The organism is Secundilactobacillus kimchicus JCM 15530, assembly GCF_001433995.1.
GTDB classification, from domain to species: Bacteria; Bacillota; Bacilli; order Lactobacillales; family Lactobacillaceae; genus Secundilactobacillus; species Secundilactobacillus kimchicus.
Genome location: NZ_AZCX01000004.1, coordinates 179,154 through 193,802, shown reverse-complemented (window position 1 = coordinate 193,802; position 14,649 = coordinate 179,154). Strand labels below are relative to the sequence as shown.

Here is a 14,649-nt window from a genome sequence, read left to right as displayed (position 1 = left end):
CCTCCAATTAATTAGTCCGTAGTATTTTTTTCCAAAGTAATTCGTGTACATGAAAAGCCAGGTTCAACCGTTTGCGAACCGCCAGTAACATTAATATCCGGTTTTTTGGTAAGTAATGCCTTACTGGTATAGATATGTTCGTATGGCGTTGAAATATCGATTTTGTGATACCCGGTCGATACCCCATAGTCAAGCATGTCTTGCCAGGCTTGAGAGGCACGATTCAAATGGAATGTGATGGTCCCGCGATCATCATGATTCATAACAGAAGATCCATTGCCTTGAGCATCAACATCCATGGTCACATTATCAGTTGTCCAGGTCACCGAAACCATATCTTGCCCGTTATAGTAAGTGACCAACTTATCATCAATTCGTACTACAACTTTCGCAGCGTCATACAAAGGTTCGTCGTCTTCAAGATTTGCAGTTGCTAAATTTTGAGCCATTGTGTTTCCTCCTTTACATCACGATAGTATTTTCAATGTAGGCATCTTCCGCCATTCCCATTGGATGATACTTAGTGCTGATCCCACGCATTTCACGTTTTGTCTCGTATGACTTAGGCAGTTGACCAGGTTTGAGATAGTTTACTGAGTAATGTCTCATTCCCATTTGTATCACGAATAGGCGCAATAATATCCAAATCTCCCGCATCGATAAAGACACCTTTAATGACGCCAATGATTGAATCGAAACCAACCTCGTCGTAGGGGATCCCTTGGTCGGCGCTTTGTACGAACAAGTTTGCTAGCCGAGCATGGACTTCGTTTTGAATCCAATCCCAACCCAAGATGGTATCTAAGTGAAAACCTTCTGCAGCCATGCGTGAACTAGTTAATCGTGGCGCATCTAATACATAGGCATAAGTAGCAATGTTGTACTTTTCTAATTCCGCCATATCATCAGGGGTAAAATCGTAGCGATCTTGCGGCTGGGTATATGGCAAATCACCAATGGCATACTTAACCGCTGAGTGTGGACGGCGGCCGTACATAGCACCGGCAAACGCGGCGTCAAATACGTTATTGTAGGTGTCTTGAATCTCAGCATTGGTATCATCAACTGCTGGCAGTGTCATCGGATAGGTCTTCTTATTCGCCGTAAAGGCTTGCAGTTGCGTAGCATCAGTTGAATAGGCTAAGAAAATCCCAGTGTTTTGCTTCTCGACAAAGTTTGAGATCGCATTGGCCACCTCTGAGTCAAAATCAACTAAGAACCAGAACTGCGGTCCAGCAAAGTAATATTTCTTTAAAGCCGTCACGGCCGCGATTGCGTCTGCTGACAAATCGCTATCAGCCATCGCTGTAACCACATCAGCAGTTACTTTCGCCCCGTCATTTGCTGGTGTTGCCTTCACATTGGCAGGGGCTGGCGCCTTTTTGCTATCTGTTTCAGCAAAAGTTACTACGGCCAGGGAGGCTGCCTCACCATTAGCTTTAAAGTAAGCGCGAGCTTTCTTCCATGCTGGTGTGTATGATTCATAATCCTCAGTTAAAGAATCTAGATCGTCATAGACCTTAATTCCTTGTTTCTCACCTTTCACAAGCGCCCCAGTAGGAACATCTTTTGCTGCGGTGGTGTATTGATTCGAGATATGGGCTGGAGAAATCCGGCTCAAAGTACTAAATAAAGTGTTTGCCATTATTAATCCTCCTTATTGGGATTGATTGTTAAGTCCGAAACGCTGGCAATCGTGTCAATTGGACTCTTGAAGTTTCTGTAATACTGAATCGTTAGGTCGAATCCGGTGTGATGCACCACCGAAAAAGGTAACCCGGTAATAGAACGCGTTTGTGGCGCGGTAGCTTCACGGACCACTAAGTTTGCATCACGTTTCAACAGTTGTCGGGTGTACAAATCAAATAGATACACCCGTAAATCACCGGCTGTTTGCATTGCAGCGTTAATGGTTGTCGCGAAAGCGTCTAGTGAGATTGTCGCCTCAAACAAACCGTCATTAAACGTGGCGTCACCAAATACTGGATCATCAATGACCAACGGATAATAGGAGACAAACGGTGGTTGCTTGATAGTTGCAATCCTTTCATTTGGCACAACTTTTAAATCGGTGATTTGCTCGACAACATCTAGTAGAGGACCGATAATCGTTGCAAATTCTGTTGGATGCTTATCCCATGGGCGCAAGCGTATCATCACCCTTCAAGTAGTACACAAAAATACCGGCTACTAAATCGTAGTCGGCTATTTGGTCAATTTGATAAACATGTCCGTTATATTCAACGTAGGTTCCTGCGCGATACTCATGTTCGGAATACCAAGCCAACTGCCGTGGCAGTGTACTGCCCGCGGCGCCTAATCCTTGAGCAATGCTCTCTGATACGCTGGAATGCCGAGGTAGCACCGGGTCTTCTAACTCTTCTGCAGTAAGGTCGGTCTTTAAATCCGTCATCGAAATTGAAATAGTTTCGTGCATCGGGTCAGTTTTATCATTGTCTAATGCATTCAATTTAGGATGAACAGTAATGGGTGTACTAAAGTCGCTTATTGCTTCGTACAAATCTTCAATCACACTCACCGAGGAATCACCTTCTTATCAATTGAACGGTACAAACCACCAGTATCAATTAAGGGTTCATCGCGCCCCTTTTTGGCAATTGTACTAGGTGCATTAGCTGGCCCGATGGTGTCAATTTGTTTGTGCACATCGTCTACCATACGGTCCCCAACAAACTTATAGGCAGCATTGGCCGTAAACTTGCCTACCAGAACACCTTTTACTGCTTCACGACTAATAAAGCGCCAGCCATGGTTGCGGTTTTTGTAAACTGTACCACGCAGAAAAGAACGTGCCGGAATCTTAGCGGTCCCAAATTCGTTATACCGTACGATATCTGCCAACTCTTCCGGAGTATGTTCAGGAACGCTTTTAAGCGCACCAACGACTACCTGTTGCCGATTTAATGCTTTAAGTCGCCTGGATTGTAACGCCAACCGTTTCAACACCCGCTCTTCCGCTTCACTCATCTTAGAGTACCAACGGAATCTTAAGTGACTTACCCGGTTGTAATTCGCTGGTCGTTAGCTTATTAACTGTCATAATGGCACCGACAGTTGTTTGTGACCGAAACTTAATCCATAAACCATACAGGCTATCACCATCGGCCACTTTGTAGGCCGCAACTGGAACTTCTACTTCGTTCAGAAACGCTGTCCCAGTTTGTTTTAGTAATGTTTGCTTGGACATTTTCATACCTCCTATTTAAACGCCACTCGCCAGTCCCGTAGGCCATACTCGTCCAAGAGTGTTAAAAAACTCGTCCAATAATTATTATTGGGCGAGTCTCCAAAACGGGTGTAAGTAGCGTCTTCAACTTTGACGGTTTTATATTTGTTTGCACTATTAGGGAAATCTGAAAATAACATGTAGCAAGCGTAGAGATATACAGCACGATTTAGCGCTACTAGCGGGACCTCATATTGCTTAATAATTTCACTGGCTTCTTCCGCATACTGGGTAATAGTTACCTCATCAAGTTTCCGAAAATCTCGGTTTCCCTGTATGCGTTCTACAATAGCCTTTAAATCCATCATTAGCCCTCCTTAAGAAGGTTTAATCACGGCTCCGTCGGCAGTTGGGGTAACCGTCAACTTAGTGGGAGCAACAGCTTTAGACTTAATAACCGTAAACCCAGGCACATCCACTTTGTCAGATTCATCTAGTTTTCCGTCTGGATCGACGTGAGAAGCTTTGTAATCGCCGTCTGCCACAACATCTCCGGAAGACAATCCGGTGATAGCGGTTCCTTCTAAATCGCTACCTGTTGCAATAGGCTTAGTTAAATCGTCTTTTTTGTAAACATTTAGTTTCAAATCTGCCATTATATTACCTCCGTAATTAAGAACCTGCTGGAACCGTAAATTCGGGAACGTCGACTGGTTCGGATTCATCAAGTTTTCCACTATCGTCCACGTGGGTGGCTTTATAATCACCAGCCACAACCTTAGTCCCCGCTGCCATACCCGTAAGGACTGCACCAGTTGCATCATCTCCAGTGGCTACTGGTTTGGTCAAGTCATCTTTCTTATATAGATTGAGCTTCAATGCCATCAATACTCATCCTTTCTACTTTTTAGCCTTTGCCGTAACCTTTACGCCATCTGTTGTCGGGGTAGCTATAACATTTTTGGGGGTGTCAGCCTTAGCCTTTACTCGCTTTACCAACGTTCATAATCATCACATTACGAACCTTATCAAAAGCTGGTAAGATGTTTTGTGAAGTATGAACCAGTGTTGAAACAGGATCGTGAATCCGATCCGTGTAAATGGTAATTCCATCACTAGTACGCGAAAGCTGGACGGTTGAATCACCAGTCAAACCCATATCTTCGTTGGTATCAGTCCACACCATGCGACCTAATGAACCTTCTGGCGCCAAGACAACCATATCGTCGGGAACAAATCGGTCAGTGCCAATTCCTTTGTTATAAATAATCACGCGAACGCCAAGCGTTTCTTGTACTAAGCTCAGAACCGCTGACTGAGCTAAGGCAACCCCGTCGCTAGTTCGGCCATCAGTCAGCGTAGAAACAATTTCACCGGACTTGGCTAACTTACGGAAAGTTCGGCCATTCATGATCACTACGCCAATCGTTGTGCCGTTGTCGTCATTAATCTTATCCATTTGATCTTGAATATCATCCAATGGCTTAGAATCTTTAGTACCCCATTCAGTGCCTACTTGAATGTCCTTGTGTTCAGCTGGCATGTGAAAGTCGCGAGTATAAATAAGGTTGTTGCTCCCTTTATCGTCAGCACCACTCACTACAATCTTTCCTGTTGTGAGAGCTTGCATAGCAAGGATTTCACGCGTCCCGTAAGCGAATGTGAGCAAGTCGTTCAAATCGTTGTATTGCGTATTTGCGATGGCTTTCACTTCGCTTGGATCAGCGTTGTTAGCCAGTGCACGATTAATATCTCGGCGGCGCTTTTCGTCCATCGCTTTGTAGTTCTTGAACGGAATAGTGTTGTATGCTTCACTTTCAAAGCCACGATTCCCTAGCTTAACTGAGCCAACGTCTTCCGTAGTAGCCGTCATCATACGTAACTTCGATTCTTCACCAAAATAGAGTTTAGTCGTCTCAGTCGAACTATACGTCAGATCGAAGGCGCTTTGATAGAAATACGGTTTACGTTCGTTACTGCGTTGGTTCCACCATGCAATGATGGAGGCCGGATTTTCAATATCACCAATAGTTAACATTTATACTCCTCCTATGATTAATCTCGATTTACAATAGTTACCTTTGGCAACGCCGTTTTAAGTGCTGTAATAACTTCGTCGGTGTATAGCTTTCGAGTTGCATCGTCCATACGTGCCAGGTTGATGGTGCCAGCTACAATGACTGAAACAGGCGTTGCTCCACCAGCAATGTTGTAGTCTTGACGCAAGATTCCTTGCGCCTTGGTAGCGTCGGTCGTTGGATTTAAAACAACTGACCCGTCGTTACTAGTTAGGAAGTTCTTATCTGCTGTTAACAACGTGCCACCCATAATATATTTTTGACCGTCCGCATCTGCGACGGCCGTTGGATCATCGAGCATATTTGCAATCGCAGTAGCGTTATAGTCATCAATTAAGATGTCGTTACTGCCAAAAATCTGTTTTGCCATAATTTAGGCCTCCTATTTTTAATAAGTACTCTGCAACGGCGTTCTGGAACCGCCCGATTTAGCGACATCAGCACCAAAGTTAGCGCTAGAATCTTGATGCTTCGTAGCAGACGGAACCCGTCCACCAGCGTATTCAGCGCGGACTTTAGCTTCTGTTTCCTTTTTGATGTCCGTGATGAAACCTAACAACGTGCTTGCATTCTCAACCGTCTTATCGCGGTCATCATTTACAAACATTGAGACAATCTCTTTGGGCATATCAATATGGCTCTCTTTGAAAACCTCAAGCGTTGAGTCGATAATGTCACGACGTGCCAGTTGCTTTTCAAGCTTTTCAACTTTAAGCTCTTCAGGCGTCTTTTTAGGCTCCTTAGCCGGCTTATCGCCAGATTTAAGCTTTGTTAGTTCTGCCTGAGCTTGTTCTAGTTGCTGTTGTAGCTCATTCTTTTTGCTTTGCTCCTTGCCGATGCGACCCTGCAATTTTTCGATGATGTTGGCATTCTTAGCGTCATTCTCATCTTTCTCATTGTTTCCATAATCCGAGTTATCATCTGCATTTAATGGCTTGTCGTCATTAGCATCATTGGGGTTATCAAGTGCCGGGCCGCTTGGACTGCCACCATTTGGGTTGTCTTCAGCAAAAAACTGTAATTGCATTGGCACTAACTTACTAAATCGTTTCATACTTAAAACTCCTTTCGCGCATTTAAGGTCATGGGAGACTGTATTCCTCAGGTTGTTCTTTATTGTCCGCAACACATGGAAAAGGACAAAATAAAAAAGCCTGTTCAGGCTTTAATAAATACTGAAGTTTACAAAATTTGAATCACTCGCTGGTGTCTTGTGACATCGACAATTAGGATGACTGTCATCTGGAATATCCGGCGCATCGTTAATGGCGTATGGACTGCCATCAGCGAGACCTTGGCATCTTTGACACGCGCCGGGTTCATTCACCCAATCTACATATTGCACACCTGCTAAACGGTAGGTGGTCATATTGACATGATCAATAAGTCTTGCCGATTCCGTACGGACAATTCGCCGGGCATTGAACTCCATTTGCTTAACCCGATCAGCAATGGACTGAGAAGTCTTAAATTGGGCTGTATTAGCATGGTCGGCCAGCATGTTTTCCATATCCTGAAGGGACATACCGTGCTTAATATGTTTATTAACTAAGGACTCAATATCATTAGCCAAGTTGTCGCTATCAATCCACAAATTTTGCGACCAAATAGCGCGTGTACTGGGCTGTGTCAGGACACTGGAGGCCCGCTTTTGTTGCGTCGTTGACAGTTTAAAAGCATTCTCCATACGTTTTAATTCAGTGTTAGCATCTAATTCAATGCGTCGCTCAATATTTCGTTGGTTTTTTACCGTCATTCTGATGACGGCTAACCCCATCAAAGCTGCTAAAATATGCTTTTTATCAATATGAGTCTGTGCATTGTAGGCCTTAACACGACTGAATGCCTCACTCGGCCAGTCGCTCATATCAGTTTGCTTAACTGCATTTTGCCATTGCTGTAAGTCCCAGCGACTAGCTTGACTACTTACCTGTGAAACAGTTAAACCGTTCTCATCAGCATAGCGTGCATAGAACTGTGATAGATGGTCACGAATGTACATCAGACATTCACGGTAATATTGGTTACTTTGCTGGTCGGTCTGGTTGTCCAGATTTATTAGTTGTTGAATCCGTTGTCGTTCCTGCTGAATCGTGAGCGCCACCATCGCCTACACCCGCCTTCTTTTGCTGGTCAGTCACGTACTGGTCAACATTTACTTTAGCTTCATCAATTACCTCTTTGTTTTCTTCTTTGAGCCGTTCAACCTCTGCTGCTGGATCATCAATACGTGATAGGTACCCAAGCTTAGTAACATCACTGACTTGACCATCCAGAGTTTTTACCGTTTGTGCCTCTTCTAGCATGTTGTGTGGAATACTCTGCTTATGGTCGAATGTTAGGTCATTCGGGTTAGCGTTTTCGCTCCATTGTTTAAAGAGAATAGCAAACATCTGTCGTAGTGCTTTATCCATCTTATGCGACTTCACACGTGCTCTGGCCTGCATGGGCTGATACCGTTGCAATAAGGCGACGCCACTAATAGATTGAGCTGACATACCAAAATTAGCATCATTCAAATTAACCACTTGTGACGTCTGGTAAACCATATCGATGGCACGGTTTAAGAAGTTCTCCTTTGCTTCATCATGTGGATCAGGTGACAGAAACGCTGCAGATGGGGTTACCTTACCGTCATTAGTATTGATGGCCGTTTTCTGTTTAGGATAAATATTAATAACGTGGCTTCCTTGCAGCATTTCAATCTGTTTATCGTCCAACTCGTCCCCTGTAATCACTAGGTAGGATTCATTAAAGGTGTCATTGTCATTACCTTTGGATGACATCACATTATCAATCGCGTCAATGAGGTTAATAGAATCGTCAAATAACCCGGCACGATCTGAGTCTTCTGCTAGCTCAATGACCGGCAATGCTGGGAAATTTAACATGTCGCTTTTCACAACGCGGTCAGGATCATTGCGATCAGCGTTAGTCACTATTAAGCTCCCTTGCGCATCACCACTAGCCATCGTGTCGAATTGATAAACAGCGTCTTTAGTGATTAGTTCACCATACTGACGCGCAGCACCAGTCGAGTACCGAATTGCAAATACAGGATTGTGTTCTATCGAATCGTCATATACAACGATAGTGTCTCTAGGTGAGCAAACCGCCATCTTGAGCTGCGTCTGAACTTCATCTGATTCTCGTGATAGGATACCTACTTCATACAAATAAAGATATGAGCGACCGTAAATATCAGCTTGCTTAGACCATTCGCTAAATACATCCCCGTAATCATTGGCATTCAGCCAAGCTTGAATCTTGCCGTTCAAAGCGTCATCATCAGTCTGGCTGTTATCTGATTGGTGCTTAATAACAACCGGTTCGCCGCTAAAATAGCCGTTAAACGTGCTAACGAGCTTCTTGGGTAGGTTAAACGTCAATCGATTGTCCGGCTTATTTAGAGGCTTTTCTGGGAGGCTAGTAATTTTGTGGTGTCGACCAATATAGTAGTCATGTTTAAGCTTGTATTTAGGCACCAGATAATTCTCATGATAATTAATAATCTGCTTAACATCATCTAAGTGGCCTGCGATACCGACGTCTCCAATATCTTTGTTGTAAAGAAAAACATCGTCATCAGTGATGGCAATGTTTTCAGATAACCCAGAGGACCCATCATTGCTGTTTGCGTGATGCAGTATCGGGCGCCCACTCAGCACGTAATCTTGCATATTTTGTGGTTCTCTTGTTGGCATTTAAAACTCACCTCCTAATAATGATCAATTAGTTGAATACCATTACCATTATCGGTTTCCGGTTGTAGAATAGTCGCGCAGAAATAGCGCATGGCGTCCATCGTATGATCGTGATCTTTGGTTGGCTTATCCTCGCCACGTTGAGCTGCTTTATCATCCCACACGTAACTGGCGAACTCCTTAAACAGGTTCGGCAGGTTGCGCGTGAACTTAATCTGACCATTACTCATCAGTGATTGGGTCAGTCGGATACCGTCCAGTACGTTATTGTATGCTTGATAGACCTGGTACCCCCGCGATTCCAACTCAATGATAAAGTTCTGAGCCGCCGGGTCGACGATAATTGGTGCAATGATGGGGCCTAAAAAGTTCCCCAGATCATCAGCATACTGCTGGTCGGTCTTTTGAACGCCACTCACATCATGACGGGCATCGTAGTAGTACTCACGGAGCAGATACCAAACGCCATCAGAAAAACCCCACAGCAGGAATACTGTCGGGTTTTGGGCGCCGTAGTCACACGACACGTAGTATTGAGTAATATTGCTGTAGTCTGGCGCGTCAACGACCATCTTTTGCTCGTCAAAATTATCATAAATAATACCATCGCTAAGAACCCATAGGCCTTCGATGTAGCGCATGTAGAACACGCCAGAATAGCTTCGCTTAAACCGGTCTTTAACCGACTCAGCCAACGCTGGGTTATCGTCCATCATGAAATGAATGTGCAGCGCCTTGTGTTTTTCAAGCTGATCCAGCCACTCCAACTTAAACCAGTGATAAGGGCCAGCTGGGTTACAGTTGAACCACAGCTTACCGCCGTCCACAGACACACGACCAGTTGCTTGATTAACAAATGATTCTGGCATCAAGGCAACTTCATCAAAGAAAAAGCCGGCTAAAGTAATCCCTTGGACTAGATCTTGCGAGCTTTCGTCCTTGCCACCAAACAGGAAGTAAAAGTTAGTCTTGCTACCGCGCTTAATTTCAAGCATGTTATCGGCACGCCGGTCAATTACTTTGAAACCTCGACCTTCAAGCATTGTTTTTAATGGTCGAATCACGTTGCGTCGTAACGACCCAATTGTCTTGCCTGCAATTCCGAACTGTTGACCGTCGTAATTTGTCATAGACCACTCAATGTAGCTCATGCTCATAGTCATGGTCTTGCCGGCACGAATTGAACCATCACAGATAATCGCTTCGTACTCTTCACGGTTACGCCATTGCGGGTGCGTCAGCCATGCATTTTCGAAAACCTTAGCCTGAAACAGTCTTGGATCCAACCACCATGACAACACCTCTAGTTGCTTCGGTGAGAACGGAGCGTAATTAAACTGTGGTGTTTTCATCATCGTCCGTCCCTCGCTTAGCTTCATAGATTGCCTTTAGGAATGCGTCATCATCTTGATTAGTGTCAACTGGTTCAGGCAAGCGGTCAAGCAACTCTTTCATGGCTTTTTGCTTGTCATACAACTTGACTACCAAGCCGTCACGGCCAACATGAATATCCTCAATCAGCGACCAGTCGACCTGATCACTCGGCTTCAAATAGATGTCAGCGCTGTGCTTACGAATCAGATTGTTATCCTCATCGAACAACGGGTTTCCGTCTTCGTCCTGAAGGGCTGTATCGTAGCTGTCGTAGTTGATAACGTCGCCAAGTGAGGCAGTGGCCTGCTTAATGTACTGCAATAGAACATCGTTAGCGTCCATCAAAATTGACTGCTGTTGTTTGGCCTTTAAGTCCTTGATAGCCTCAATTATCTTAGGGTTTCTAAGGAGTTTATTGCCTTCAACCATAGCCGTGTTATAGTTACTCCCATATGCCTTTTGGTAAGCCCAAGTCGCGTTGAACCGCTGCAAATAGTACGCACAGAACAACTTTTGCTTTTCGGTTAGACCTGTCGCATCCAACGTCTCTTGCATTGCGACAATGTCGCGTTTTGTCGCAGATTTTTGAGACGCTGTCGCATTTTCTGTCGCACTTTCTTTTGCCGATTGGCCTTCATCCCAATGACCACGCGACTTCCAGTTTCGGACGGTACTTTGCGACACATTGTAACGCTTAGCGATTTCTTTATACGATAAACCAGCTAAGTAATCCGCTTTAGCTTCTTCTGCTCTCTTTGTCACAACATATCACCACACCTCCAATTTAATGTAGTTGGCTCCTATGATGTCATTACGCACAAGTTGTTCGCTATAATTACATCATAGGAGTTTTTTATTATGATCAATAAATCTGCCATCAATCAATTCATTAACTTTATTGTCTTTGTTCATCTTGTTTCCTCACTTTCACAACCTCACCAAATTTAAAAGCAGCATGCTTTTCAGCACACCGCTTCTCTTTAAACCATTGTTCCAAATCTCGTTCAATTTTTAAATCGGTAACACTATTGTAGCCACTGTATGTACGATACATAGAATTGCAATAATTCCTTCTTGTCATTATGATTACCTCAACTATTAAAAAGTATGTATTTTCTTAAAAAATTATTTATGTAGACTCTGTATCGGGATATTGATATAATTTTTAATCTCTTAACCTTACTCAAGTGTCTATCAAGCAATTCACTCACTAGCAAAAACATTATAGAAAAGAAGCATAGTTAGCCGCATTGGAGGTCCGCTTGATTTTTAAATAAATTGAATTACTACAAAAAAAGGTCTTATAATATCAATAGAGTCATTTGTTATTAATGATCAGGAAAATTTTTAAGGGGATTGGCCTAACGTTTTTTATTTTTAAGTTAAAGTACTTGAATTAACTTACTTGGACTATATCTGTCTCAAACTGCTTCCCGGAATTTAATAACAATGTCTCAAATAAATATCAAAGATTGGGAGGAAATATTATGCACTGGTTATGGGTATTAATTGTAGGAGCAATTATTGGTGTTATCGCTGGAGCAATTACCGGCCGTGGTAACTCAATGGGCTGGATTGCCAATATTATCGCCGGCCTAGTAGGATCGGCCTTGGGAGAAGCTGTACTTGGCCATTGGGGACCTCAACTAGCTGGAATGGCAATCGTACCTTCAATCATTGGTGCCATTATTTTAGTTCTGATTGCATCTTACGTGGTAGGACTACAATCTAAAAATTAGTACTTTCAAAACGCCCGAATTTTCCGGGCGTTTTTTAATTTCCAAAAAAAGCCGGCGTTAGACACCGGCTTAAAGCGCGAACGCCCGCCCAGTACGAGAGGAGCATCCCTCCTTAAAATTTGAAGCGGGCATATGCCACGTATCGGAGTCGAACCGACACCTGCTACCACAGCGTGGCGACCAATAACAAATATATTTAGGAGGTTTGTCGGCTATGGGGCCGGCAACGGGTGCAGTTGGAGTCGAACCAACTAAACCGTAACACCCTGAAAGAATCGGAGGAATTTATCTAATTCTTTTGATAATACCAATTTACACCCATAATCCGAGCTTTTGGTTCGGTCTTAGTTCACTAAAAGTTCACTCTCAAATTAAGCTTTAAATACCAATAAATCATTCAATTTATTTCCCTCCTCCAATTGAGGCGGAAACTGAAACGCAAAAGCGATAATGGCATCCTTTTTGATTTTCGTATACTGCGTCTTTGAATAACCAATGTGATCCATAATCAAGTCATCTTTGTCGGGAAATTCAGTCAAGAACTTGCGTTTCAAAATATATCGATACTCTTCTCGCTCTAAAGCATCAATCGCGTGCCTAATTTCAGTACAAACAACAGTTGCCGAACTGTGCTCTATTAGACTATTCTCTGCTGTATTTTTAAAATTGGGTGATTTGGGCATACCATCCATTGAAGGTGATCGTAATGAAATCACGTCTCGTCTTTCAATCCTATGCAACAGCACATAGTCACCCAATAGCGCTTTTGCTTTTTCTAACGTTGCTTCTTCATCTAACTTGCTAAAATAGGCACTACTTTTCAACCCGTTCCACCCCTTGTCGTGTCAGTGTTTATCCGCTATAATTATCGTGTCGGGAATAATTGTAGTCATTCTGCAAACACTTGTGGGATGACTTTTTATTTTTTTAACTTTCTCGTAACCATTTCTTAACTGATAAGTTGTACCATGTACTTGTTAATAGGTTGGTATCTATTAACACTCCACAAAGAATCCTGATCAAAGGCGTCCAGAGAGGCGTCTTTTTGTTTAGATTTAATTTGTAACTTCAACTGACCATTTGATCTTTGGCGCAAGTTTCGATCCTCTTTGAAGCTATGATTATTGCAATTACACTTCTTGGCAACGATACCTTTTTATTTGCTTTATAGTGATTTTTCTGCGACACTTAAACTAGATCAAATTTAGGAGGTTACCATTATGTCACTAGACGATATGATTGATAGCACTAAGGATAAAGTTTCCGGCAAGGCTAAAGAAGTTGAAGGCAAAGTAACTAACGACAAGGGTCGCGAAGCACAAGGTAAGGCTGAGGGGTTACTCGGCAAAGCCAAAGAAAAACTTGCCGATGCAAAGGATGCAGCTTCAGAAGCCATTGATGACGTCAAAGAAAAATTCGATAAAGAAAAAAAGTAGATTTATCAAGCCGTCCTAAGGACGGCTTTTTTAGTATCCGTGAATCCTAGTCTAATTAAACAATTCCAGTATCAACGTCATCGTTAACCGGACCTTCCCGTGTTACTTGTAACGAGAGCCTACTTCGCAGTTTTAATCACAATAGTTCCTCTTTAAAAATCTTATTATGGTAATCATACCTAGCAATCACAACTGGTACTCCATGCTCGTGCATAAACAGCACCATCCGTAATTTACTGTCGGTCGTAAGAGTTGCTTTGCCACCTTTAACATCAATTACTGATAGCAATTTGTCACCGTCATAAATGCTGAAATCAGGTGTGTAAGATCGGCTACGATACGTCTTACCATGTATTTTGAAACTGGGACAAATTTGAAAACGTTCATGTATTCTAAACTCTTGTTTCAAAGTTTTTAACTGGCAGTAATAAGCTGCTTCAGCCCGGCTATCAAACTTATAACCATTAACCTCAATTTTACGGGCGCCAAATTTGTTTTGAGATTTCTGTGATAATCTGCCGGTTTGAGATTTTAATCGTCGCTTACGTGCCCCGGTGGGCCTCTTAACACCCCTTGGATACCTAATCGGCATTAGCTCTACCACTCTTTGCCTGTATTTTTTTAAGCTGATAACCACGGTAGTTGGCCAAATTAGCAGCGTCAGTTCCACGATAACGTTTACCACCCCGCCACGCCATGAGTTGCTCATCGGCATTCAAGGCATTGGCTAACTCTGCTCTCGTCATTTTTGCAACATCCCAAGATTCCATCAGTCCAGTAATGTAGCGTGAGATGGCTCTAGGCTTAGTTTCTGGCGTGATTGTTGCGCTCTTTTTTGAATCCATAATACCTAATTCCATTCGTACCGCTTTTAATACCTGGGCAGTCCGGACAGAAGACATGCCCAGCCGATCAGCCAAACTACTAAATTTGACGTTGCCATTTTCGATAGCCGTCTTAACCATCTGATACTGCTTATCACTCAACATTACGTTGCCATGTCGTTTCTTAGTAAGAATTAAGCCTCGTAACTCTTCTAACTCCGGATCATCGTAGGTTAATTTGCTTAGATCATCGCCGTGCTTAATCTCCAATTCATGCAACTTCGCCAATGCTTTTGGTGTCATGTTA

22 protein-coding genes are annotated in these 14,649 nt (G+C 43.2%); 2 read left to right on the top strand and 20 right to left on the bottom strand.

What is annotated here, in order from left to right; translation table 11 throughout:
- Window positions 1–11: 11 nt before the first annotated feature.
- From FC96_RS07205 to FC96_RS07125, 17 genes are all read right to left on the bottom strand, one after another.
- Complete coding sequence (locus FC96_RS07205) at window positions 12–449, bottom strand: hypothetical protein (RefSeq protein ID WP_056942513.1); 438 nt, start codon at window positions 447–449, stop codon at window positions 12–14.
- Window positions 450–562: 113 nt separating this feature from the next.
- Window positions 563–1,645: a hypothetical protein gene (locus FC96_RS07200; RefSeq protein WP_054660795.1), complete on the bottom strand. Its 1,083-nt coding sequence runs from the start codon at window positions 1,643–1,645 to the stop codon at window positions 563–565.
- A 2-nt stretch (window positions 1,646–1,647) separates the two neighbouring features.
- Complete coding sequence (locus tag FC96_RS07195; protein WP_054660793.1) at window positions 1,648–2,148, bottom strand: phage neck terminator protein; 501 nt, start codon at window positions 2,146–2,148, stop codon at window positions 1,648–1,650.
- Complete coding sequence (locus FC96_RS07190) at window positions 2,132–2,539, bottom strand: hypothetical protein (RefSeq protein ID WP_054660791.1); 408 nt, start codon at window positions 2,537–2,539, stop codon at window positions 2,132–2,134. The genes FC96_RS07195 and FC96_RS07190 overlap by 17 nt, the downstream gene beginning before the upstream one ends.
- Window positions 2,536–2,988, bottom strand: coding sequence for a hypothetical protein (locus FC96_RS07185; protein WP_054660789.1), 453 nt, complete (start codon window positions 2,986–2,988; stop codon window positions 2,536–2,538). Before FC96_RS07185 ends, FC96_RS07190 begins: the two co-directional genes overlap by 4 nt.
- 1 nt (window position 2,989) lies before the next feature.
- On the bottom strand, window positions 2,990–3,208 hold the full coding sequence (locus FC96_RS07180; protein ID WP_054660787.1) for a LysM peptidoglycan-binding domain-containing protein: 219 nt from the start codon (window positions 3,206–3,208) through the stop codon (window positions 2,990–2,992).
- A gap of 11 nt (window positions 3,209–3,219) precedes the next feature.
- On the bottom strand, window positions 3,220–3,552 hold the full coding sequence (locus tag FC96_RS07175) for a hypothetical protein (RefSeq protein ID WP_056942512.1): 333 nt from the start codon (window positions 3,550–3,552) through the stop codon (window positions 3,220–3,222).
- A gap of 12 nt (window positions 3,553–3,564) precedes the next feature.
- Window positions 3,565–3,843, bottom strand: a complete 279-nt coding sequence (locus tag FC96_RS07170; protein ID WP_056942511.1) for a hypothetical protein — start codon at window positions 3,841–3,843, stop codon at window positions 3,565–3,567.
- Between the two features lie 16 nt (window positions 3,844–3,859).
- Complete coding sequence (locus tag FC96_RS07165; RefSeq protein ID WP_054660781.1) at window positions 3,860–4,072, bottom strand: hypothetical protein; 213 nt, start codon at window positions 4,070–4,072, stop codon at window positions 3,860–3,862.
- 91 nt (window positions 4,073–4,163) lie between these two features.
- On the bottom strand, window positions 4,164–5,225 hold the full coding sequence (locus FC96_RS07160) for a major capsid protein (protein WP_054660779.1): 1,062 nt from the start codon (window positions 5,223–5,225) through the stop codon (window positions 4,164–4,166).
- Between the two features lie 17 nt (window positions 5,226–5,242).
- A complete protein-coding gene (locus FC96_RS07155; protein ID WP_054660777.1) occupies window positions 5,243–5,635 on the bottom strand; it encodes a hypothetical protein in 393 nt (130 codons plus the stop codon).
- Between the two features lie 18 nt (window positions 5,636–5,653).
- Entirely contained in the window at window positions 5,654–6,319 is a 666-nt protein-coding gene (locus tag FC96_RS07150; RefSeq protein WP_056942510.1) for a capsid assembly scaffolding protein Gp46 family protein, read from the bottom strand.
- A gap of 111 nt (window positions 6,320–6,430) precedes the next feature.
- The gene (locus FC96_RS07145) at window positions 6,431–7,372 is read right to left on the bottom strand and encodes a structural protein (protein ID WP_056942509.1); all 942 of its coding nucleotides are present in this window, start codon (window positions 7,370–7,372) and stop codon (window positions 6,431–6,433) included.
- Window positions 7,290–8,969 (bottom strand): phage portal protein, encoded by a 1,680-nt coding sequence (locus FC96_RS07140; protein WP_056942508.1) that lies wholly within the window; start codon window positions 8,967–8,969, stop codon window positions 7,290–7,292. The genes FC96_RS07145 and FC96_RS07140 overlap by 83 nt, the downstream gene beginning before the upstream one ends.
- A gap of 14 nt (window positions 8,970–8,983) precedes the next feature.
- Window positions 8,984–10,321 carry a PBSX family phage terminase large subunit gene (locus FC96_RS07135; protein WP_056942574.1) on the bottom strand — a complete coding sequence of 446 codons (1,338 nt, stop codon included), beginning with the start codon at window positions 10,319–10,321 and terminating at the stop codon, window positions 8,984–8,986.
- The gene (locus FC96_RS07130; protein WP_054660767.1) at window positions 10,302–11,105 is read right to left on the bottom strand and encodes a terminase small subunit; all 804 of its coding nucleotides are present in this window, start codon (window positions 11,103–11,105) and stop codon (window positions 10,302–10,304) included. Before FC96_RS07130 ends, FC96_RS07135 begins: the two co-directional genes overlap by 20 nt.
- Before the next feature lie 133 nt (window positions 11,106–11,238).
- The gene (locus tag FC96_RS07125) at window positions 11,239–11,424 is read right to left on the bottom strand and encodes a hypothetical protein (protein ID WP_056942507.1); all 186 of its coding nucleotides are present in this window, start codon (window positions 11,422–11,424) and stop codon (window positions 11,239–11,241) included.
- Between the two features lie 406 nt (window positions 11,425–11,830).
- Here FC96_RS07125 and FC96_RS07120 point away from each other — a divergent pair, with 406 nt between their 5' ends.
- Window positions 11,831–12,082, top strand: a complete 252-nt coding sequence (locus FC96_RS07120) for a GlsB/YeaQ/YmgE family stress response membrane protein (protein WP_054660765.1) — start codon at window positions 11,831–11,833, stop codon at window positions 12,080–12,082.
- 371 nt (window positions 12,083–12,453) lie between these two features.
- On the opposite strand, the gene FC96_RS07115 is transcribed toward FC96_RS07120, so the two are convergent.
- On the bottom strand, window positions 12,454–12,906 hold the full coding sequence (locus FC96_RS07115; protein ID WP_054660763.1) for an ArpU family phage packaging/lysis transcriptional regulator: 453 nt from the start codon (window positions 12,904–12,906) through the stop codon (window positions 12,454–12,456).
- 396 nt (window positions 12,907–13,302) lie between these two features.
- Here FC96_RS07115 and FC96_RS07110 point away from each other — a divergent pair, with 396 nt between their 5' ends.
- Complete coding sequence (locus FC96_RS07110; RefSeq protein WP_056942506.1) at window positions 13,303–13,518, top strand: CsbD family protein; 216 nt, start codon at window positions 13,303–13,305, stop codon at window positions 13,516–13,518.
- A gap of 136 nt (window positions 13,519–13,654) precedes the next feature.
- Here FC96_RS07110 and FC96_RS12760 read toward each other — a convergent pair whose 3' ends face one another.
- On the bottom strand, window positions 13,655–14,110 hold the full coding sequence (locus FC96_RS12760) for a DUF1064 domain-containing protein (protein ID WP_082593427.1): 456 nt from the start codon (window positions 14,108–14,110) through the stop codon (window positions 13,655–13,657).
- Window positions 14,100–14,645, bottom strand: a complete 546-nt coding sequence (locus FC96_RS07100) for a hypothetical protein (protein ID WP_056942505.1) — start codon at window positions 14,643–14,645, stop codon at window positions 14,100–14,102. The genes FC96_RS12760 and FC96_RS07100 overlap by 11 nt, the downstream gene beginning before the upstream one ends.
- Between the last annotated feature and the right edge of the window lie 4 nt (window positions 14,646–14,649).